17 protein-coding genes and 1 pseudogene are annotated in these 21,397 nt (G+C 44.4%); 9 read left to right on the forward strand and 9 right to left on the reverse strand.

Annotated elements, in window-relative coordinates:
• Positions 1 to 18: 18 nt before the first annotated feature.
• The 3 genes from MED222_RS08240 to MED222_RS08230 form a co-directional block, all read right to left on the reverse strand.
• Entirely contained in the window at positions 19 to 789 is a 771-nt protein-coding gene (locus MED222_RS08240) for an ABC transporter permease (protein ID WP_009847587.1), read from the reverse strand.
• A 1-nt stretch (position 790) separates the two neighbouring features.
• The gene (locus tag MED222_RS08235) at positions 791 to 1,708 is read right to left on the reverse strand and encodes an ABC transporter ATP-binding protein (RefSeq protein WP_009847588.1); all 918 of its coding nucleotides are present in this window, start codon (positions 1,706 to 1,708) and stop codon (positions 791 to 793) included.
• Between the two features lie 322 nt (positions 1,709 to 2,030).
• Positions 2,031 to 3,662 (reverse strand): SulP family inorganic anion transporter, encoded by a 1,632-nt coding sequence (locus MED222_RS08230; RefSeq protein WP_009847589.1) that lies wholly within the window; start codon positions 3,660 to 3,662, stop codon positions 2,031 to 2,033.
• 286 nt (positions 3,663 to 3,948) lie between these two features.
• On the opposite strand from MED222_RS08230, the gene can reads away from it, so the two are divergent.
• A complete protein-coding gene (can, locus tag MED222_RS08225; protein WP_009847590.1) occupies positions 3,949 to 4,608 on the forward strand; it encodes a carbonate dehydratase in 660 nt (219 codons plus the stop codon).
• A 95-nt stretch (positions 4,609 to 4,703) separates the two neighbouring features.
• Here can and hpt read toward each other — a convergent pair whose 3' ends face one another.
• The gene (gene hpt / locus MED222_RS08220; RefSeq protein ID WP_009847591.1) at positions 4,704 to 5,234 is read right to left on the reverse strand and encodes a hypoxanthine phosphoribosyltransferase; all 531 of its coding nucleotides are present in this window, start codon (positions 5,232 to 5,234) and stop codon (positions 4,704 to 4,706) included.
• A 337-nt stretch (positions 5,235 to 5,571) separates the two neighbouring features.
• On the opposite strand from hpt, the gene MED222_RS08215 reads away from it, so the two are divergent.
• Positions 5,572 to 6,177 (forward strand): LuxR/HapR/OpaR family quorum-sensing transcriptional regulator, encoded by a 606-nt coding sequence (locus tag MED222_RS08215; RefSeq protein ID WP_012604737.1) that lies wholly within the window; start codon positions 5,572 to 5,574, stop codon positions 6,175 to 6,177.
• A 272-nt stretch (positions 6,178 to 6,449) separates the two neighbouring features.
• Here MED222_RS08215 and lpdA read toward each other — a convergent pair whose 3' ends face one another.
• The 5 genes and pseudogenes from lpdA to ampD form a co-directional block, all read right to left on the reverse strand.
• On the reverse strand, positions 6,450 to 7,880 hold the full coding sequence (lpdA, locus tag MED222_RS08210) for a dihydrolipoyl dehydrogenase (RefSeq protein WP_009847593.1): 1,431 nt from the start codon (positions 7,878 to 7,880) through the stop codon (positions 6,450 to 6,452).
• A 242-nt stretch (positions 7,881 to 8,122) separates the two neighbouring features.
• Positions 8,123 to 10,018, reverse strand: coding sequence for a pyruvate dehydrogenase complex dihydrolipoyllysine-residue acetyltransferase (gene aceF / locus MED222_RS08205; RefSeq protein WP_009847594.1), 1,896 nt, complete (start codon positions 10,016 to 10,018; stop codon positions 8,123 to 8,125).
• Positions 10,019 to 10,044: 26 nt separating this feature from the next.
• Positions 10,045 to 12,708: a pyruvate dehydrogenase (acetyl-transferring), homodimeric type gene (gene aceE / locus MED222_RS08200; RefSeq protein ID WP_009847595.1), complete on the reverse strand. Its 2,664-nt coding sequence runs from the start codon at positions 12,706 to 12,708 to the stop codon at positions 10,045 to 10,047.
• A gap of 62 nt (positions 12,709 to 12,770) precedes the next feature.
• Positions 12,771 to 13,532, reverse strand: coding sequence for a pyruvate dehydrogenase complex transcriptional repressor PdhR (pdhR, locus tag MED222_RS08195; RefSeq protein ID WP_009847596.1), 762 nt, complete (start codon positions 13,530 to 13,532; stop codon positions 12,771 to 12,773).
• Positions 13,533 to 14,014: 482 nt separating this feature from the next.
• A pseudogene (ampD, locus tag MED222_RS08185) lies at positions 14,015 to 14,615 on the reverse strand (1,6-anhydro-N-acetylmuramyl-L-alanine amidase AmpD).
• A gap of 83 nt (positions 14,616 to 14,698) precedes the next feature.
• Here ampD and nadC point away from each other — a divergent pair.
• The 7 genes from nadC to zapD all read left to right on the forward strand — a co-directional run.
• Entirely contained in the window at positions 14,699 to 15,589 is an 891-nt protein-coding gene (gene nadC / locus MED222_RS08180; RefSeq protein WP_009847600.1) for a carboxylating nicotinate-nucleotide diphosphorylase, read from the forward strand.
• Between the two features lie 254 nt (positions 15,590 to 15,843).
• A complete protein-coding gene (locus tag MED222_RS08175) occupies positions 15,844 to 16,254 on the forward strand; it encodes a pilin (protein WP_009847601.1) in 411 nt (136 codons plus the stop codon).
• On the forward strand, positions 16,254 to 17,939 hold the full coding sequence (pilB, locus tag MED222_RS08170; RefSeq protein ID WP_009847602.1) for a type IV-A pilus assembly ATPase PilB: 1,686 nt from the start codon (positions 16,254 to 16,256) through the stop codon (positions 17,937 to 17,939). The genes MED222_RS08175 and pilB overlap by 1 nt, the downstream gene beginning before the upstream one ends.
• A 15-nt stretch (positions 17,940 to 17,954) precedes the next feature.
• The gene (locus MED222_RS08165; RefSeq protein WP_009847603.1) at positions 17,955 to 19,181 is read left to right on the forward strand and encodes a type II secretion system F family protein; all 1,227 of its coding nucleotides are present in this window, start codon (positions 17,955 to 17,957) and stop codon (positions 19,179 to 19,181) included.
• Positions 19,182 to 19,249: 68 nt separating this feature from the next.
• The gene (locus tag MED222_RS08160; protein WP_009847604.1) at positions 19,250 to 20,119 is read left to right on the forward strand and encodes a prepilin peptidase; all 870 of its coding nucleotides are present in this window, start codon (positions 19,250 to 19,252) and stop codon (positions 20,117 to 20,119) included.
• Between the two features lie 2 nt (positions 20,120 to 20,121).
• Positions 20,122 to 20,736, forward strand: a complete 615-nt coding sequence (gene coaE, locus MED222_RS08155; protein ID WP_009847605.1) for a dephospho-CoA kinase — start codon at positions 20,122 to 20,124, stop codon at positions 20,734 to 20,736.
• 26 nt (positions 20,737 to 20,762) lie between these two features.
• Positions 20,763 to 21,397 (forward strand): cell division protein ZapD (gene zapD, locus MED222_RS08150; RefSeq protein ID WP_009847606.1); only part of this gene is annotated, 635 nt, incomplete at its 3' end.

The following is a 21,397-nucleotide window of genomic DNA, read 5'->3' on the forward strand; positions in this document are numbered from 1 at the left end:
CTCTTGGATAACTAAAAGTTAACTACGTAAGCCGATCCCCTTTGTAACTAAGTAATGTGCAATGCCATACAGCACGACAATAAACACACCTAGTACGCCAAACGACGTCACAATACCCACATCAGACACACCCAAAAAACCATATCTAAACGCGTTTACCATATACACGATAGGGTTCAACTTCGATACACCTTGCCAGAATTCAGGCAATAGACTGATCGAGTAGAACACACCACCGAGATACGTCAGCGGCGTTAAAATGAAGGTTGGGATAATAGAAATATCATCAAACGTGCGTGCGAATACCGCGTTGATCAAGCCACCCAGAGCAAACACAACCGACGTGAGAAATACCGTCGCAATGATCACGCCCCAGTGGTCGACTTGAAGGTCAACAAAGAACAGCGATACAAAGGTGACGATAGTGCCCACTAACAAGCCACGCACCACGCCGCCCATTACGAAGCCGGCGATAATCACGTAGTTAGGAACAGGTGCTACAAGCAGCTCTTCAATGTTCTTCTGGAATTTGGCACTAAAGAACGATGAAGCAACGTTGGAATATGAGTTGGTGATCACCGACATCATGATCAGACCGGGCACAATGTATTCCATGTAGCTAAAGCCATTCATTTCACCAATACGCGCACCAATCAGGTTACCGAAGATGATGAAGTAAAGCGTCATGGTAATCGCTGGCGGCACCAGAGTTTGCACCCAGATACGCGTGAAGCGATTGATCTCTTTGGTCAACAAGCTGCAGAAAGCGGTCCAATATAGGCTGTACATATTATTTATTCCCCTCACGGACGATACTCACAAATAGCTCTTCTAGGCGGTTTGCTTTGTTACGCATAGAGAGAACTTTTACCTGCTGCTCACTCAATTGATCAAAGATGGTATTCAAACCTCGATTCTTGTCGATTTCGATTTCTAGCGAGCCATTAACCATCACTTGGCTATTCACACCTTCAAGTTTAGGTTCAGTCGCACCCTCTTCAAGATCAAGAATAAAGGTCTCGGCACTCAACTTACCCAACAGCGACTTCATTGTGGTGTTCTCAATCAACTCACCACGATTGATGATACCAATGTTACGACACAGCATTTCCGCTTCTTCTAGATAGTGCGTAGTTAAAATAATGGTGATGCCCTGCTTCTCGTTGATCTCCTTGAGGAATTCCCACATTGAACGACGCAATTCAATATCAACACCCGCCGTTGGTTCATCAAGAATTAACAAATGAGGCTCATGCATCAGTGCACGCGCGATCATCAAACGACGCTTCATACCACCAGATAAGTTACGCGCACGTTCGCCACGCTTTTCCCACAAATCGAGCTGAGATAAGTACTTTTTAGCGCGTTCTTTAGCAAGAGCTTTCGGTACACCGTAGTAACCGGCTTGTTGTAGCACGATCTGCTCAACCGTTTCGAACGGGTTAAAGTTAAACTCTTGCGGGACTAAACCTAAGTTCAACTTCGCTAACTCCAGATCGGTATCAATGTCGTAGCCAAACACTTTCACCTTGCCTGACGTTTTATTAACCAGTGAAGAGATAACACCAATGGTGGTGGATTTACCCGCACCATTTGGGCCAAGTAGTGCGTAAAAGTCGCCTTTTTCTACTTGTAAACTCACGCCCTTAAGAGCCTCAAAGCCCCCTGCATAAGTTTTTCTTAGTTGCTCAATTTCTAATGCATACATAGAGATAGACTGCCATTTGCTATAGATAAGATGTTGATGGCCGAATTTGAGGAAGAGAGTAATGCTTAATACGAGCTAGCAGAAAACTAACTCAAACTTGTTTACTCGGCCATTTTGCAAACAAGTTTATCGTTGATTAACGATTAATACAAATACCGAGTGAGGCTTTCTTTCGAAAGCGAACAAGAATATTAGGTACGTAAAGAGCTATTCAGTGTTCAGTAAACATAAAAAATGCCGTTAAGTTATTAACTTAACGGCATTAATCACAAATACTATATTTGGCGTCTATAACTGATTCATGTGAAATTATTGCTGAAGATTAAACTGACTCAAATTGATGTTCATCTCTATCAACATAGCTTGTTGCAGCTGTCAGGGCTTCATATCTGAATCGATAAGTATTGGATTCAGGTACAAGGTCAATCACATGGAATTTTTCTAATTGCTGACGAGTATTCTCATTAGGACACAATAAGTACACTTCACACTGCGCATCTAGGGCATCTTTAATCGCATTTTCTAGCGCTAAACCAACGGTAACATCAATCATAGGCACATCAGTTAGATCTAAGATCATCGCTTCATAATCAGAAATACTCGAGTGTTGACGTGAAATCGCTTTTGAAACACTGAATATCATCGGCCCAGAAAGGTAGAAGAACAGCACTTTACCATTGGCACTATCCAGTAACTGACGTTCACTGTCAGTTAATGGGATATCGTCTTCATCATCGCCATCACTGATCGCCTTAACTTGTCTAGCTTGCTCTCGACTCAGCCTTTCAATGATCAGAATGTTTGAGATAAAAACGCCCAGCCCGACCGCAATAATTAAATCAACGAATACGGTTAATAACATCACACCGTACATGACACCCATGCCGGCATAACTCACCTTGTGTGCGCGCTGAATAAAACTCCAATCAAGGATGTTGAAACCGACATACATCGCGATACCAGCCAACACCGCCATAGGGATCGGTTCTGTTAAGCCTCCCGCAACCAATACCACTAGCGCAAGCACCAAAGCACGAATAACACCAGAAAGCGGAGAACGAGCCCCTACCTGAATGTTGGTCACGGTGCCCATGGTTGCGCCCGCACCGGGTAGCGCACCAAACAGACCAGAAATCATATTCGCAATGCCTTGGCCACGAAGTTCTTTGTCTGAATCATGCTCTTTACGAGTCAATGAATCTCCGATAACCGCAGTCAAAAGCGTATCAATACAACCAAGAGTACCTAGCACCAAAGCATCGATAACCATTGTGGTGAATTGCTCAGAGCTGATAGTCGGAATAACAAGAGAAGGTAAGCCTGCGGGAATTTCACCAATACGGCGAATAGAATCGGTATCAAAGATAATAACGGATAAGAGCGTTACAGCCACTAAAGCGACCAATTGAGCGGGCACATACTTACGATATTTAGCAGGAAAACCGAAAAGGATACCAAGCGTTAACCCCCCCAAAAACAGCTCACTGACTTTCAGATTTGCTAGCGTATCAGGAAGTGCCGAAAGTGTGCCCATCACTCCGCCAGAAGGGGCTGCGTGCCCTAGCAAAGGAGAAAGTTGCAGAATGACAAGAATCACGCCGATACCGGACATAAAGCCAGATATCACGCTATATGGCATCAAAGTGACGTACTTTCCTAGTTTTAATGTACCGAGTAATATCTGAAAAGCACCCGCCATCATTACCACGGTAAAGGTCATTGCCATCCCGGTTTCAGGGTACTTGGCCACCATGCTGGTCATTACTGCCGTCATGATCACTGTCATCGGCCCGGTAGGCTCTGATATCAAGCTGCTTGAGCCACCAAACAATGCCGCAAATAGGCCCACCATGATGGCGCCCCAAAGGCCAGCTTCCGCGCCCGCACCAGAAGCGACACCAAATGCCAACGCTAAAGGCAATGAGATGATGGCTGTAGTTACACCGCCAAACATATCTCCTTTGAGATTGATATCCGTAAAACGACTTCCAAACAAAACACACCTTCCTGATGATGAAATGACAAACCTTATCACTTTAACAAATGTATCAACGGTTCAGAAAGTGTTAATTTAATCACACTATTCGTCTCTTATATTCGGATTATGCCTTTTACGCTAAGTTAATGATTTTAACGACTAGTACACGTCAGATGAGTACTATTTGACACAGTTTTTACAAGATTGAATTTGTAACATTGTGTATAGTTAGAGTTCTTAATTAAGGGATGTAAGACGCAAAATGCCAGAGATTAAACAGCTTTTTGAAAACAACTCTAAATGGTCAGAAGAAATTCGCTCTCAACGACCAGAGTATTTTACAACGCTTGAAGAGGGTCAAAGCCCTGGTTTTCTATGGATAGGCTGCTCAGATAGCCGCGTTCCAGCCGAGCGTCTCACTGGTTTGTATTCTGGCGAACTGTTTGTTCACCGAAATGTCGCTAATCAAGTAGTTCATACCGACCTAAACTGCTTATCAGTAGTGCAATACGCTGTCGATGTACTCAAAGTGAAACACGTTATTGTTTGTGGTCACTACGGCTGTGGCGGTGTTAACGCAGCGATAGATAACCCTAAACTGGGTCTTATCAACAACTGGCTACTCCACATACGCGATAACTATCTTAAGTACCGTAAGCAAATTGAATCTCTGCCTCGTGAACAATGGGGTGACAAGTTATGCGAAATTAACGTTGCAGAACAAGTCTACAATCTTGGTAACTCGACCATCATGCAAAGCGCATGGGAACGTGGACAAGATATTGAAATCCACGGTGTGGTTTATGGTATTGGTAATGGCAAGCTGCAAGATCTTGGTGTTCGTTGCTCAAGTAATGATACTTTAGAAAACAGCCATTTAGCGGCGCTTGATAAAATCCTATCGTCTCCAATCCTAGGTTAATTCTTAACGTCTAACCAATAGATATAAGAAAGAATAGATATAAAAAAGGCTCGCGTTTTGCGAGCCTTTTTTGTTTGTGTTCAACAGAGTCGTTATTACTCTTGAGGTACAACTTTACCGATGTACGGTAGGTGACGATATTTTTGTGCGTAGTCGATACCCACACCAACAACGAATTCATCTGGGATTTCAAAACCAATCCACTTTGTGTCTACAATGACTTCACGACGAGAAGGCTTGTCTAATAACGTACAAATTTCGATAGATTTAGGACCACGCAGGCTCAGAATTTCTTTTACTTTAGTCAGCGTGTTACCAGTATCGATAATGTCTTCTACAAGTAGAACATCTTTACCTTGGATGTCATCATCAAGGTCTTTCAAAATACGAACATCACGTGAGCTTTCCATGCCGTTGCCGTAGCTAGACGCAGTCATGAAATCCACTTGGTGAGTTAAATCGATAGCACGAGCAAGATCCGCCATAAAGACAAAAGATCCGCGCAATAAGCCAACTAAAACTAGATCTTCGCTACCTTGGTAGTGCTCCGTGATCTGCTTGCCTAGTTCGTTCACTCGATCCTGAACTTCTTGCTCAGAGATCATGACTTCAACTGTATGCTTCATACTGCTCTCATTTTATTTGGTGATTGCGACGAATGTTGACACTTTCGTCAGTTGTGTCGCTCAATTTTGTGCGTAAGTCTAGCACTGCTCAAATACCCACACCACCTTATGCTTCGAATTTACTGTTAGATTCTCAATGAAATGTGCATTGGTGCGTTATCCAATACTCGCATCCTTTCACATCAACACTGATCACGCTTTATGTATCAAGTTTGATGTAACTGTCTATAAAACAAGCACAAGGGATTGACCATTCACATATGCACCATTACACTCATCTTGGCTTAAATAATAATAAAATCATTAATATAAAAATTCGTTGGCAAGGAAAAACAATATGGACTCAATAACGAAGAGACCTAGAACTAGGCTTTCACCCTTAAAAAGAAAACTTCAATTGATGGAAATCGCACTTGAAGTATTCTCTCGCCGTGGCATTGGCCGCGGTGGACACGCTGATATTGCCGACATCGCTCAGGTGTCAGTAGCAACAGTATTTAACTACTTCCCTACCCGTGAAGATCTGGTTGATGAAGTACTTAACCACGTTGTTCGTCAATTCTCGAACTTCCTTTCAGACAACATTGACCTAGATATTCACGCAAAAGAAAATCTACATAATATTGCGACTGAAATGGTGACGTTAGTGGCTCAAGATAGCAATTGGTTAAATGTATGGTTCGAATGGAGTGCATCAACTCGCGATGAAGTGTGGCCTCTGTTTGTAACCACTAACCGCACTAACCAGATGTTAGTACAAAACATGTTTAGCAAGGCGATTGAACGCGGCGAAGTCTGTGACGATCACGATCCTAAACACCTAGCAAATCTATTCCACGGCATTTGCTACTCTCTATTCATCCAAGCGAAACGTGTAGATACGCAAGAAGAACTTTCGACCTTGACGGATAGCTACTTGAACATGCTGTGCATTTATAAGTAGATTCGATCTTCGAACAAAACTAAAGGGTTGGCTTTTACGCTAACCCTTTTTTATTTCCTCTCACCTAATCAGATTCCCTATTCCTTCCTTCGTCACTCTAGAGAATGACGGATATAAAGAACCACTACGCTTCACTTCGTCATCCTCAAGAGCGAGGGACGAGCGAGTTGGGGATCTCTTACAAGCATGACGACCATCTTTTCTTCAGACATTAAAAAGCCGCTGACGAATCAGCGGCTTTTAAAAACATTAGCGAGTGGCTAAAAAAAGAATTACTTCTTCTTTTTCACTGCTTTCTTATTTGGAAGGTCAGTGATTGAACCTTCGAATACTTCCGCAGCAAGACCAACAGACTCGTGTAGAGTTGGGTGAGCGTGGATAGTCAGTGCGATATCTTCTGCATCGCAACCCATTTCGATTGCTAGGCCGATTTCGCCAAGAAGTTCACCACCGTTAGTACCAACAACAGCACCACCGATTACACGATGAGTCTCTTTATCGAAGATCATCTTAGTCATACCGTCAGCACAGTCTGAAGCGATTGCACGACCAGAAGCAGCCCAAGGGAAAGTAGCAACTTCGTAGTTCAGGCCTTCCGCTTTCGCTTCTTTCTCAGTCTTACCTACCCAAGCTACTTCTGGCTCAGTGTACGCAATTGATGGAATTACTTTAGGATCGAAGTAGTGCTTCTTACCAGAGATAACTTCAGCAGCTACGTGACCTTCATGCACACCTTTGTGAGCAAGCATTGGTTGACCAACAACATCACCGATCGCGTGGATGTGAGGAACGTTAGTACGCATTTGCTTATCAACGTTGATGAAACCGCGCTCATCAACTTCGATACCCGCTTTTTCAGCGTCGATAAGTGCACCGTTTGGAACACGACCGATAGCAACAAGAACAGCATCGTAGCGCTCAGCTTCTGCTGGTGCTTTCTTGCCTTCCATTGAAACGTAGATACCGTCTTCTTTCGCTTCAACCGCTGTCACTTTAGTTTCAAGCATTAGCTTGAACTTATCTTTAATGCGCTTAGTGAATACTTTAACGATGTCTTTATCCGCAGCAGGGATAACTTGATCGAACATCTCAACAACTTCAACTTTAGAACCTAGAGAGTGGTAAACCGTACCCATCTCAAGACCGATGATACCACCGCCCATGATAAGCAGTTTTTCTGGCACTTCGTTTAGCTCTAGTGCATCCGTAGAGTCCCAAATACGTGGGTCTTCATGTGGGATGAACGGAAGTTTGATTGGGCGAGAACCCGCAGCAATGATTGCGTTGTCGAAGTTAACTGTCGTTGCTTCGCCTTCGCCTTCAACAAGAATGCTGTTAGGACCAGTGAACTTACCAAAACCGTTAACAACTGTAACGTTACGCATCTTAGCCATACCGCCAAGACCGCCAGTCAGTTGATCAACTACTTTTTCTTTCCAGATACGGATCTTGCTGATGTCCGTCTGTGGCTCGCCGAATACAACGCCGTGCTCTGCCATCGCTTTTGCTTCTTCAATTACTTTAGATACGTGAAGAAGTGCTTTTGATGGAATACAACCAACGTTTAGACATACACCACCAAGAGTGCTGTAACGTTCAACTAGTACTGTTTCTAGACCTAAATCCGCACAACGGAATGCCGCTGAGTAACCAGCAGGACCTGAACCAAGTACAACAACTTGGGCTTTAATTTCTTTGCTCATTGTGACCTCTTGTAGTCATTATCCCTAACAGGCTGAGTAGATGTTCTTAAAATTATTGGGCTTTCAAACAGGAAACATTTTACAGAGATGTTAACAGTGTGAAAGTAGCTTTAAGTTAGCCTGTGAGCTAGACAACAATTCCCCCGCAGTTTATGAGAAATGCCGGAAACTGTTCTCTAAAAATAGTCTTTATATAAAGAATTAAGGTGACCCGAAAGTCACCTTAATAATTACTTTCTCAATTACAGTACTAGACGACGAATGTCAGATAGTGCGCTGTTTAGGAAAGTAATGAAGCGTGCACCTTCAGCACCATCGATCACACGGTGATCGTATGATAGAGACAGTGGAAGCTGTAGACGTGGTTGGAACTCTTTGCCATTCCAAACAGGCTTAATTTCAGACTTAGATACACCTAGGATACCTACTTCTGGAGCATTTACGATTGGAGTAAATGCAGTACCGCCAATACCACCAAGGCTAGAGATTGTGAAACAACCGCCTTGCATGTCTGCCGCTGTTAGCTTACCAGAACGTGCTTTCTTAGAAACAGCCATTAGCTCTTCAGATAGCTCGTAAATGCCTTTCTTGTTCACGTCTTTGAAAACAGGAACAACTAGGCCGTTTGGTGTATCAACAGCGATACCCACGTTTACGTACTTCTTAAGAATGATGCTTTCGCCATCTTCAGAAAGAGAAGAGTTAAACGCTGGGAATGCTTCTAACGCTTTAGCAACAGCTTTCATGATGAACACAAGTGGAGTGATCTTCATGCCAGTGTCTTTCTTCGCTTCGATTGCGTTCTGTTCTTTACGGAATGCTTCTAGCTCAGTGATGTCTGCGTTGTCCCACTGTGTAACGTGCGGGATCATTACCCAGTTACGGTGTAGGTTAGCGCCAGAGATCTTCTTAATCTTAGAAAGCTTCTGAACTTCAGTTTCGCCGAACTTGCTGAAGTCAACTTTTGGCCATGGTAGTAGACCAAGAGCAGAACCATCGCCGCCTTTGCCAGATGCTGCTGCACCAGACTCAAGACGCTTAAGTGCATCTTTAACGTAAGACTGAACGTCTTCTTTAAGTACGCGACTCTTACGACCAGTACCTTTAACTTTCGCTAGGTTTACACCGAATTCACGAGCTAGACGACGAACAACTGGAGATGCGTGAGCGTACTCGCCGTTCTCTTGGAAGTCGCCAGCTGCTGGAGCTACTGCTTCAGCTTTAGGTGCAGGTGCTGCTGCCGGAGCTGCTGCTTGTGCTGGAGCTGGAGCCGCTACTGCTACTGGAGCTGCGCCTTCAACAACGAAAGTCATGATTGAAGAGCCTGTTGACACTTTGTCGCCAGCTGCAATCTTGATTTCTTTTACTGTACCAGCGAATGGTGCAGGCACTTCCATTGAAGCTTTGTCGCCTTCAACAGTAATTAGAGATTGCTCTTCTTCTACTGTATCGCCAACCGCTACCATGATCTCAGTAACTTCTACTTCGTCACCACCGATATCAGGAACGTTCACTTCTTTCTCAGCAGATGCTGCTGGAGCCGCTGCAGCTGGTGCCGCCGCTGGAGCAGGAGCTGCTGCAACTGGAGCACCAGAACCCGCTACTTCAAATACCATCACTAGAGAACCAGTAGATACTGAATCACCAGAAGCGATCTTGATTTCTTTAACGATACCAGCGAATGGTGCAGGAACTTCCATTGAAGCCTTGTCACCTTCAACAGTAAGAAGAGATTGCTCTTCTTCTACTGCGTCGCCAATAGCTACCATGATTTCAGTTACTTCAACTTCATCACCGCCGATATCAGGAACGTGAACTTCTTTAAGCTCGTTCGCAACAGAAGGGGCCGCAGCTGCAGGAGCAGCTGCAACCGGTGCCGCCGCTTCAACTGCTGGCGCTGCTGCACCTTCCGCTTCGAAGATCATGATAAGAGAGCCAGTAGAAACAGAATCACCTTCTGCTATTTTGATTTCTTTAACGATACCCGCTTGAGACGCAGGAACTTCCATTGAAGCTTTGTCGCCTTCAACAGTGATCAGTGACTGTTCTTCTTCAACCTTGTCGCCAACGTTTACAAGAATCTCAGTTACTTCAACCTCGTCAGCACCGATGTCTGGTACATTAATTTCGATTGTCATTGTATTTACCTACCTTAATGCCAGTCTTATGCGTATTGCGGGTTAATTTTGTCTGCGTCGATGCCGAATTTAGCAATTGCTTCAGCAACTACTGATTTCTCAACATCACCACGTTTAGCCAGTTCAGTAAGTGCTGCAACAACAACGTAGCCTGCATTTACTTCGAAGTGACGACGTAGGTTTTCACGGCTGTCTGAGCGACCGAAACCGTCAGTACCAAGTACTTTGTAAGACTCAGAAGGCATGAATGCACGTACTTGCTCAGCGTAGTTCTTCATGTAATCCGTAACTGCGATTGCAGGTTCGTTACCAAGAACAGTTGTGATGTACGGTACTTTCTCTTCAGCTTCTGGGTGAAGCATGTTGTCACGCTCTACCGCTTGGCCGTCACGAGTCAATTCGTTGAACGACGTTACAGAGAATACATCAGATGCTACGCCGTACTCTTCGCTCAGGATCTTAGCGGCTTTACGCGCTTCGTTCATGATAGTACCAGAGCTCATTAATTGAACCTTAGACTTAGAACCTGCGTAAGACTCAAGCTTGTAAATACCCTTACGGATGCCTTCTTCAGCGCCTTCTGGCATTGCTGGCATTGCGTAGTTTTCGTTCATTACTGTTAGGTAGTAGTAAACATTCTCTTGGTTCTCACCGTACATGCGACGGATACCGTCTTGCATGATTACCGCTAGCTCGTAAGCAAACGTTGGGTCGTAAGAGATACAGTTAGGTACAGTGTTCGCCATGATGTGCGAGTGGCCATCTTCGTGCTGTAGACCTTCGCCGTTTAGAGTTGTACGGCCTGCAGTTGCACCAAGTAGGAAACCACGAGCTTGTTGGTCACCTGCTAACCAAGCCATGTCACCAATACGTTGGAAACCGAACATTGAGTAGTAGATGTAGAACGGAATCATCGGTAGATCGTTTGTGCTGTATGAAGTTGCAGCTGCAACCCATGAAGCCATAGAACCTAGTTCGTTGATACCTTCTTGAAGAACTTGACCAGACGTTGCTTCTTTGTAGTAAGAAACGATGCCTTTATCTTCAGGCGTGTAGTCTTGACCGTGTGGGTTGTAGATACCAACCTGACGGAATAGACCTTCCATACCGAATGTACGAGCTTCATCACAGATGATAGGAACAATGTTCTTACCAATGTTCTTATCTTTAAGAAGGATGTTAAGCGTACGTACATAAGCCATCGTTGTAGAGATATCACGCTTCTGTTCACCCAGTAGAGGTGCGAATGCGTCTAGCTCAGGAACTTTGAACTCTTGAGTGAATTTTGGCAGACGCTGAGGAGTGTAACCTTGTAGTGCTTTACGACGAGCATGTAGGTATTCGTACTCAGCTGAACCTTCTTCCAGTGTTAGGTAAGGAAGCTCAGATACTTTCTCATCAGAAAGGATGTCTTGTAGGCCTAGACGGTCACGTAGGTATTGTACGTGAGTCATGTCCATCTTCTTAACACCGTGAGCGATGTTCTTACCTTCTGCAGCTTCACCCATACCGTAACCTTTAACTGTCTTAGCTAGGATTACTGTTGGTTTGCCACCTGTCTCTTTTGCATTGTTGAATGCAGCGAACAGTTTAGAAGAATCGTGACCACCACGTTTCAGTTCGAAGATTTGGTCGTCAGTCATGTCTGCAACTAGTGCAGCTGTTTCTGGGTACTTACCAAAGAAGTGCTCACGTACGTATGCGCCATCTTTAGATTTGAATGTTTGGTAGTCACCATCGATAGTTTCATTCATTAGTTGAAGAAGCTTACCAGTCGTGTCTTTAGCTAGTAGAGAATCCCAGTTGCTACCCCAGATAACTTTAACAACGTTCCAACCTGCGCCTTTAAATAGGCCTTCAAGTTCTTGGATGATGCTACCGTTACCCATTACAGGGCCGTCTAGACGCTGTAGGTTACAGTTGATTAGGAAACATAGGTTGTCTAGCTTCTCACGCGCAGCGAAAGAGATAGCACCACGTGATTCTGGCTCATCCATCTCACCGTCACCTAGGAACGCGTATACACGCTGACCTGAAGTATCTTTCATGCCACGACCTTCAAGGTACTTAAGGAAGCGCGCTTGGTAGATAGCAGAGATAGGGCCTAGACCCATAGATACTGTTGGGAACTGCCAGAATTCAGGCATTAGTTTAGGGTGCGGGTATGAAGGGATACCTTTACCATCAACTTCTTGACGGAAGTTATCTAGCTGTTCTTCAGTTAGACGACCTTCAACGAATGCACGAGAGTAGATACCAGGAGAGATGTGACCTTGGTAGTAAACTAGATCGCCACCGTCTGTCTCGTTTGGAGCACGGAAGAAGTGGTTAAAACATACTTCGTAGAACGCAGCAGCTGACTGGTAAGAAGCCATGTGACCACCAAGGTCTAGGTCTTTCTTAGAAGCACGCAATACAATCATGATTGCGTTCCAGCGAATAATCGAACGAATACGACGCTCAAGAGTTACGTCACCAGGGTAAGCTGGCTCTTGTGCTGCTGGAATTGTGTTGATGTAGTTCGTGTTGATGCCTGTAGCCATATCAACACCATCTAAACGCGCTTTATCTAGAACTTGTTCTAGTAAAAACTGTGCACGTTCTACACCTTCTTCACGTACTACTGACTCAAGAGCTTCTAACCAATCTTGAGTTTCCAGAGCATCAACGTCATGCTTCATGTCAGACATGGCGATCTATCCTTTTTGTTAGTTGGATTCTACTAAACACGTAAAAAGCCGAAGTATTACGACTATTTACCCTGTTGGATTCGACGTAAAGAACGTTCGCGGCGCGACTCTTCTTTGGTCAAATCCATCAATGTTTCTTCGATGTAAGCTAAATGAGAGTGTGACATTTCACGCGCCTGTTCTGGCTGTCCTGAAACGATCGCATCTACAATATTAGCTCGATGTATACTCACTTTCTCCACAACGTCTTTACGACGATGCAACAGTTTTAAATTTTCTAAGACGTTTTGTTCGAGTAACGGAGCCAAACTACGAACAATGTGCAATAACACCACATTGTGCGCTGCCTCTGTTAAAGCAATAAGAAAAGCCATCACAGCTGCAGACTCGGCTTCAATATCACCCTTATCTTGCGCACCGCGAATTTTTTCTTGGCATGCTTGAATTCGAGCAAAGTCTTCATCAGTACCACGTAATGCCGCGAAGTAAGCCGAAATCCCTTCCATCGCATGACGCGATTCCAACAAGTCTAGTTGGGTTTCAGAATGGGAGGACAACAAATTAAGCAAAGGATCTGAAAAGCTTTTCCAGATATTTTCGCTAACAAACGTACCTCCACCTTGACGGCGAGTAAGCAAGCGTTTTGCTTCTAAACGTTGTATCGCTTCTCGGATTGAAGGACGAGACACATCGAACTGTTTCGCCAGTTCACGCTCAGGCGGCAGCTGCTGCCCTGGAGCCAGTGTTCCTTCCACTATCAACCTTTCTAACTCTTGTTCGATAACGTCCGAGAGTTTTGGCTGACGAATCCTTTGATAAGCCATAGTTTGTTGTTCTTCTTTTTCTTCGCTGACAATTGGTATTACCAATTTTAAGTTGGGCAGAAATTAACATAATTAAAACGCCACTGTCCAGACTAAAATTGACCTGAATCATAGAACACAGCACGAATTAACCATGATTTAACAAATGAAATTTAAAACAGCAACCAATTTGGTCTTACCATTTACAGGGGTAATACTTTTGGGGAGTATCCGTGCTAGAAAGTTTCAGGATAAAAATGGATTGTTTCAGAAAGATGAGTGCCACTTGATTAAAAATCAAACCAAGCGCACATTAGAGGTAGAAATCCTGTTCATAAGTTTTAATATTAGATCGTTTGATAAGCTCGTCACACTCTCGATTTATTGACGCCCTCCCCCTAACCACTTTATTTACATCGCAACAACAAAAATTCACAAGTCATTATGCTAGGCGTTGACTATTCAACCACCAGCAACAATAAGAGCATCTTCGATAATGAGGCTTAAACCTTGAGTTCGCCTTTAAACTTCTGCCAGTCGAAAACCAAACCAGGGTCAGTTTTGCGTAGCGGGGCTATATATTGATGACCAGTGATACGCTCGGTGGTTATTTGAGGGAAAGTCGATACGATCGTTTCTGTTAATCGAGAAAGCGCTTGGTACTGCTGCTCTGTATAAGCGATAAAGTCGCTTCCTTCCAGCTCAATACCAATCGAGTAATCATTACACCTTTTACGCCCCGAAAAGCTCGACTGGCCTGCGTGCCAAGCTCGGTCAAGAAATGACACAAACTGTACCACCTCACCATCACGGCGAATCAAGCAATGTGCCGAAACGCCCATTTGATGAATCACTTTAAAAAATGGATGATCTGCCGGATCAAGTTTGCCCGTGAAAAACTGTTCAATGTAAGGGCCGCCAAATTGGCCCGGTGGTAAACTAATGTTATGAACCACCAGCAGAGAGATATCGTCGGTGCTGGGTCTAGCATCAAAATACGGAGAAGGAACATGCCGAGCATTGTCGTACCATCCGTTGGAGCTCATCGTCATCTTAGTCTCGCTTTCTTTTCTACTAGCGCAATAAGATTGTGACTTTGCCCATAGAGCAGTCGCGCTAGCCTCTTTAATTTGAAGTTAAGCAAGAGTATCATTCCATTCCCACTCCCTTTCAAGATTAGATTTGCGATGAAAAACACACATAACAGCCACCAACGCCTTGATTACTTAAAAGAGCAACTGCCGCTAGAGATCACTCGCGCAGTCGCTGAGACCATCAAAGAAGATCTAGGTGGAACGTTAGATCCAGCGGCTGATATTACGGCAAGTCTAATCCCTGCAGACGCAATCAACAGCGCAACCATCATTACCCGTGAGCGCGGTGTGTTCTGTGGTAAAGCTTGGGCTGATGAAGTGTTTAAGCAATTGGGCGGTGAAGTCACTGTCGAGTGGAACGTAGAAGACGGTGACAAAGTTGAACCAAACCAAACACTTTGCACGCTAACAGGACCTGCTCGCGCACTTTTAACCGGTGAGCGTAACGCAATGAACTTCATTCAAACACTATCTGGTTGTGCGACGGCGACAGCAATCTACGCTGACAAAATCAAACACACAGAATGCCGCCTATTAGACACGCGTAAAACAATTCCAGGCCTTCGCAGCGCACTAAAATACGCTGTGGCTTGTGGTGGTGGCTTCAACCACCGTATTGGTGTTTTCGATGCCTACCTAATCAAAGAAAACCATATCATCGCATGTGGTGGCATTGAGAAAGCGATCTCGACAGCAAAAGAGCTGAACCCGGGTAAGCCAGTGGAAGTGGAAACAGAAAGCCTAGCAGAGCTTGAGCAAGCGATCAGCGCCGGTGCAGACATCATCATGCTAGACAACTTCACCACAGACATGATGCGTGAAGCCGTTAAAATTAACGCAGGTCGTGCAGCACTAGAAAACTCAGGTAACGTGACTTTAGATACGATTGCAGAATTCGCTGAAACGGGTGTCGATTACATCTCTGTGGGAGCACTTACTAAGCATCTAAAAGCAATGGACCTTTCAATGCGATTCAAAGCTTAATCTCATCGTTCTATCAATCACTTAACTTCAAGGCATGGCAATCAGCCATGCCTTTTTATTGCTTTTATTATCAGTATATCAATCAGTTAACTAAGCTGATCGCATAATTTTGCGCTCCATATGAAACAACACACCAATAAATACAAAACCACTCGCGCCTGCATCTGAACACCATTCCACTTCTAAATCTCAACTTCTATTCTTTCCATCAACGGGTGCTTGCACTGAAACAAACTAACGAATGGAATAGAACTATGAAAAACAAAAGAAAAAACCAGAAAGGCTTTACGCTGATTGAATTGATGATTGTGGTTGCGATCATTGGTGTGCTGTCTGCAATTGCAATTCCGGCTTATAAAGATTATGTATCTAAAAGTGAACTATCCTCTGGTTTAGCCACAATGAGAGCACTAATTACACCAGCAGAATTAATCCATCAAGAAAAGGGCGTGATCGTTCAAGCTACCGCTTTGGGCGATCTAGGAACAGCTACAGATGCAAATTCACTTGGTAAAATAACAGTTTCAGCTGACGACACACTGTTATTCACTTTTGGAGCAACTAGCTCAATAAGTGCAGCAACCTTAACATTTGCTAGAGGTAACTCTGGGTGGGTTTGTACTAACAGTAAACAAGCAACGATCCCTCTAGATGGCTGTGTGTAGTGCTAACCAACCTCCCAACAGTTCTCCGTCAGGCTAACTTACTTAGCCTGACTCAAGAACAAGCCGTTGCGGAACATGTACAAGCTTCAGGTATTTCTACACCTGAAGCTTTGCTCACTCTGGGCTTATTCACCGGCGAGAGCCTCGCTAATAACATCAAAACCATTTTCGGTTTGCCGTTAGTGCAACTGGCCAATACTGACTATGAAATCTTGTGTGACCAATTGGGACTTCGAGAATTGATCACTAAGTATCGTGCTATCCCAGTTGTTCTCACTAACTCTACTCTCACGCTCGCCTCTGCCGATCCAACCGACTTGCAAGCTGAAGACGATTTTAGATTCGCGACTGGATTGCAGATAGAACTCGTTGTCGCTAACTATTCAGAATTAGAAGGCGCCATACGAAAGCTGTATGGTCGCTCTATTTCCGGGCAAGACTCTAAGCGCAAAGAGATCACCCAAGATGAGCTCGCCAATCTTGTTGAAGTCTCTGACGATGAAATGAGTTCAATTGAAGATCTCAGTCAAGACGATTCCCCTGTCAGTCGATTTATCAATCAGATACTGGTTGATGCGGTGCGTAAAGGTGCATCAGACATCCACTTCGAACCTTATGAAGAAAACTACCGAGTGCGTCTGCGTTGCGATGGCATTCTTGTTGAGGTCCAACAGCCCGCGTCTCATTTAAGCCGTCGGTTATCCGCTCGTTTAAAGATTCTCGCCAAACTTGATATCGCTGAACGTCGCTTACCTCAAGACGGCCGTATTAAGCTGCGTTTGAACGACGAGCTGGCGATCGATATGCGTGTGTCGACTCTACCGACATTGTGGGGAGAAAAGATCGTACTGCGTCTTCTAGACAGCAGCGCAGCCAATTTAGATATCGATAAATTAGGTTACAGCGAGGATCAAAAAGCGCTCTATCTCAATGCCCTAAAACGCCCGCAAGGGATGATCTTAATGACTGGGCCCACAGGCAGTGGCAAAACGGTCTCTCTTTACACTGGACTTCGCATGCTTAACACCTCTGAGCGTAATATCTCAACAGCTGAAGATCCGGCGGAGATCAACCTGTGTGGTATCAATCAGGTACAGGTGACGCCAAAGATCGGTTTTGGGTTTGCCGAAGCACTACGATCGTTCTTGCGACAAGATCCTGATGTAGTGATGGTCGGTGAGATCCGTGATTTAGAAACCGCAGAGATCGCGATCAAAGCGTCGCAAACGGGTCACTTAGTCCTCTCGACACTCCATACTAACTCAGCTTCGGAAACCGTGACTCGGCTCGCCCATATGGGGATAGAACCCTTTAACCTCGCTTCGTCATTGAGCCTGATTATCGCGCAGCGACTGGCAAGGCGGCTGTGTAACCACTGTAAAGCAGCTGACAACTCGCCGGACATATTTCTACGTCACTCTATTCCTAACAATCAAACACTCTACAAAGCCACCCCACAAGGGTGCAATGAGTGTAATCAGGGCTATTCCGGTCGAGTAGGTATCTACGAAGTAATGCCGTTCACCGACAAACTAAAAAATAGTCTGATCAATAAACCTAACGCGTTAGAGATTGAAGATCTCGCGCGTAGAGAAGGAATGAGAACACTGCAAGAATCCGGTATCGATAAGTTGCTTGAAGGCACCACCAGCTATCAAGAACTGCAACGTGTTCTGTATCTATAATCCATCGGAGCACTCATGAGCACTAAACTGCAGTCACAATTAAAAAACTACCACTGGAAAGGCATAAACAGCTCAGGCAAAAAGGTGTCAGGGCAAACCTTGGCACTCGCTGAATTAGAAGTACGAGAAAAGCTCAAAGATCAGCATATTCAGATTAAGAAAATCAAAAAGAAAAGCATCTCAGCAGTCACTCGTTTAACACACCGAGTCAAAGCCAAAGACATCACCATTTTGACTCGACAACTTGCGACCATGCTTGCCACTGGCGTGCCTATCGTTCAGGCCATTAAGCTAGTGTCAGACAATCACCGTAAAGCTGAAATGAAATCAATTCTATTGCACATCTGTCGAGGTGTCGAAGCGGGAACCCCTATATCAAAAGCGATGCGGACGGCAAGCTCTCACTTTGACGACCTGTACACCGACTTGGTCGCTACTGGCGAGCTTTCCGGAAACCTAGCGCAAGTCTTTGAGCGCTTAGCAACCTATAGAGAAAAGAGTGAGCAGCTAAAGTCTAAGGTCATAAAAGCACTGATTTACCCCACAATGGTGGTCGCTGTCGCTTTGACTGTCTCTTACTTAATGCTCACCATGGTCATTCCTGAATTTGAATCGATGTTTTCAGGCTTCGGGGCAGATCTCCCTTGGTTTACTCAACAAGTACTCTCCCTTTCGCATTGGGTACAGGCTTACAGTCTTTATGCTGCTGTTGGCATATGGTTAGTCACATTATTTACCTACCAACTACGTCAACGGTCTTATTCCATTCGTTTATCATTCAGCCGTCTAGGCTTGCGATTCCCTATTCTTGGCGGAGTATTGGCCAAAGCCTCAATCGCCAAATTCAGCCGAACCTTATCAACCAGTTTTAGTTCAGGGATTCCTATTTTAACCAGCCTGAAGACCACAGCCAAAACCGCAGGTAACTTGCATTATGAATCGGCCATCATCGAGGTTCATCGTGAAACTGCCGCTGGCATGCCGATGTATATCGCGATGCGCAATACCGATGCCTTTCCTGAGATGGTTTTGCAGATGGTCATGATAGGAGAAGAGTCCGGTAACCTTGATGACATGCTCAATAAAATCGCATCTATTTATGAATTTGAAGTCGACAACACCGTCGATAATTTAGGTAAGATTCTAGAGCCACTGATCATCGTATTTTTAGGCACCGCTATTGGTGGGCTTGTTGTCGCGATGTACTTACCGATCTTTAATCTTATGAGTGTGTTAGGATAGCTAAAAGCAACCAAACACCCCTCAAGCAGAGAACCACTGCTTGTATTGATTAAGTGGTAAAGGACACTATGGAAGTATTTCACTACTATCCTTGGCTATTCCCCGTATTAGCTTTCATTTTTAGCCTTCTTATTGGCAGTTTCCTCAACGTAGTCATACACCGTTTACCGATTATGATGGAACGAGAGTGGCAACAAGAGTGCTCGGAGTATTTCTCTCAATATAAAATTCCAGCGCCAGAGGGGAAGTTCAATCTCAGTATCCCTCGTTCGGCTTGCCCGAAATGTAAAACCCAATTAAGAATCGTCGACAATGTTCCAGTATTAAGCTGGTTGTTCTTGAAAGGTAAGTGTCATAGCTGTGCTAACCCAATCAGTGCTCGCTATCCATTGGTCGAACTGCTGACTGCAATACTATGCACCGTAGTGGCTAGCCACTTTGGTTTCAGTTACTACGCCATTGCTTTGATTTTTTTCACCTTTGCATTGATTGCCGCAACCTTTATCGACCTAGATACCATGCTGTTACCTGATCAAATCACCTTACCTTTGGTTTGGTCTGGTATCGCTTTGGCACTGTTTAACATCAGTCCTGTATCGCTTCAAGATTCCGTCGTTGGCGCAATGGCTGGCTATCTAGCTTTGTGGTCTGTTTATTGGTTGTTCAAGCTACTAACAGGCAAAGAAGGCATGGGATATGGAGACTTCAAACTCCTAGCCGCATTAGGTGCATGGCTGGGGTGGCAACATCTGCCGATGATCATCCTTTTATCTTCGCTTGTCGGCCTTGTTTTCGGATTAACTCAGCTTCGCCTGAAACAGCAAGGTATAGATAAAGCGTTCCCATTTGGACCTTACCTGGCGATTGCGGGTTGGGTAAGTTTGATGTGGGGCAATGACATCATGGGTTGGTATTTCACTTCTGTACTAGGGATTTAATCATGGCAATCATTATCGGATTAAGCGGTGGGATCGCCAGTGGTAAAACGACGGTAGCTAATCTCTTCAGCGAACATTTTCACATTGATATTGTCGATGCTGATATCGTGGCACGTGAAGTGGTGGCGTTGGGCAGTGAAGGTCTAAAACAGATTGCGACTCATTTTGGTGAAGAGGTATTGCTCGAAGATGGGGCGCTAAACCGAGCTAAACTGCGCGAAGTGATCTTTTCTGATCCCACAGAGAAACAATGGCTCAATGAACTGCTTCACCCTATGATCCGCGACAAAATTGACAGTGACCTGTCTAAAATCACATCCCCATATGGTTTATTAGTCGCACCGCTATTGGTTGAAAACCAAATGCAAGGCATGACCGATCGCGTATTAATCGTTGATGTGCCGGTAGAAGTGCAAATAGAACGTACGATGAGTCGCGATAATGTTTCTAGGGAACAAGTTGAATCAATATTAAAATCACAGGTATCAAGAGAACAGCGCTTAGCAGTTGCAGATGACGTGATTAAAAACCATACTAAAAACCAAGAACTTTTGCCTCAAATCACAGATTTACATCAAAAGTATCTGGCAATCAGTGCTGTAGATGGGTCAGAATAGAACAATGTTGAATGAAGGTTTGCTCGATGATCACCCATAAATTTGAACATCCTCTAAATGAGAAAACACGCATCTACTTAAGAGTTGAATCACTCTTGAGGCAGTTACACCTGTCTTCTGCATTTTCCGATGCTCAACAGTATCAACTCTTTTTCCGTTCTATCTTTGATCTGATTGAAATATTCGAACAGATACAACTTAAGAGCGAACTCGCAAAAGATATTGAGAAACAGCGTGTAACCTATAAAAGTTGGTTAGATGTTGAAGGTGTCGATCAAGAGATGCTGACATCATTGCTCAATGATATTAGTCATATCTATCGTGAACTGATGCAGGCGGAACGTTTTGGGCAATCATTAAAAGAGGACCGCTTCCTTAGCGCCATTCGTCAACGCTTTAACTTGCCAGGTGGCTCATGTTGCTTTGATTTACCGGCTCTACATTATTGGCTTCATCTTCCTCTTGATAAGAGAGTTAGAGATGCTGAGACATGGATGGATAGCCTACAGCCTCTGTATGAAGCACTAACACTATGGTTGAAGCTCACCAGAGAGACTGGTCACTTTAAGGATCAGATCGCTCGTACAGGTTTCTTCCAAAGCGATGCTGATGAAGCGAATATCCTTCGCCTTTCAATTCCAATGCAGTACGGTGCCTACCC

This window comes from Vibrio sp. MED222, assembly GCF_000153005.1.
Taxonomy (GTDB): Bacteria; Pseudomonadota; Gammaproteobacteria; order Enterobacterales; family Vibrionaceae; genus Vibrio; species Vibrio tasmaniensis_A.

Bases quoted from the DNA above. Each gene is read 5' to 3' on its own strand.
- pdhR (WP_009847596.1), bottom strand. From the start codon at position 13,532: ATGGCTTATCAAAGGATTCGTCAGCCAAAACTCTCGGACGTTATCGAA.
- lpdA (WP_009847593.1), bottom strand. From the start codon at position 7,880: ATGAGCAAAGAAATTAAAGCCCAAGTTGTTGTACTTGGTTCAGGTCCT.
- hpt (WP_009847591.1), bottom strand. From the start codon at position 5,234: ATGAAGCATACAGTTGAAGTCATGATCTCTGAGCAAGAAGTTCAGGAT.
- MED222_RS08175 (WP_009847601.1), top strand. From the start codon at position 15,844: ATGAAAAACAAAAGAAAAAACCAGAAAGGCTTTACGCTGATTGAATTG.
- MED222_RS08165 (WP_009847603.1), top strand. From the start codon at position 17,955: ATGAGCACTAAACTGCAGTCACAATTAAAAAACTACCACTGGAAAGGC.
- can (WP_009847590.1), top strand. From the start codon at position 3,949: ATGCCAGAGATTAAACAGCTTTTTGAAAACAACTCTAAATGGTCAGAA.
- aceE (WP_009847595.1), bottom strand. From the start codon at position 12,708: ATGTCTGACATGAAGCATGACGTTGATGCTCTGGAAACTCAAGATTGG.
- MED222_RS08240 (WP_009847587.1), bottom strand. From the start codon at position 789: ATGTACAGCCTATATTGGACCGCTTTCTGCAGCTTGTTGACCAAAGAG.
- MED222_RS08230 (WP_009847589.1), bottom strand. From the start codon at position 3,662: ATGTTTGGCGGTGTAACTACAGCCATCATCTCATTGCCTTTAGCGTTG.
- MED222_RS08215 (WP_012604737.1), top strand. From the start codon at position 5,572: ATGGACTCAATAACGAAGAGACCTAGAACTAGGCTTTCACCCTTAAAA.
- MED222_RS08160 (WP_009847604.1), top strand. From the start codon at position 19,250: ATGGAAGTATTTCACTACTATCCTTGGCTATTCCCCGTATTAGCTTTC.
- nadC (WP_009847600.1), top strand. From the start codon at position 14,699: ATGAAAAACACACATAACAGCCACCAACGCCTTGATTACTTAAAAGAG.
- MED222_RS08235 (WP_009847588.1), bottom strand. From the start codon at position 1,708: ATGTATGCATTAGAAATTGAGCAACTAAGAAAAACTTATGCAGGGGGC.
- coaE (WP_009847605.1), top strand. From the start codon at position 20,122: ATGGCAATCATTATCGGATTAAGCGGTGGGATCGCCAGTGGTAAAACG.
- aceF (WP_009847594.1), bottom strand. From the start codon at position 10,018: ATGACAATCGAAATTAATGTACCAGACATCGGTGCTGACGAGGTTGAA.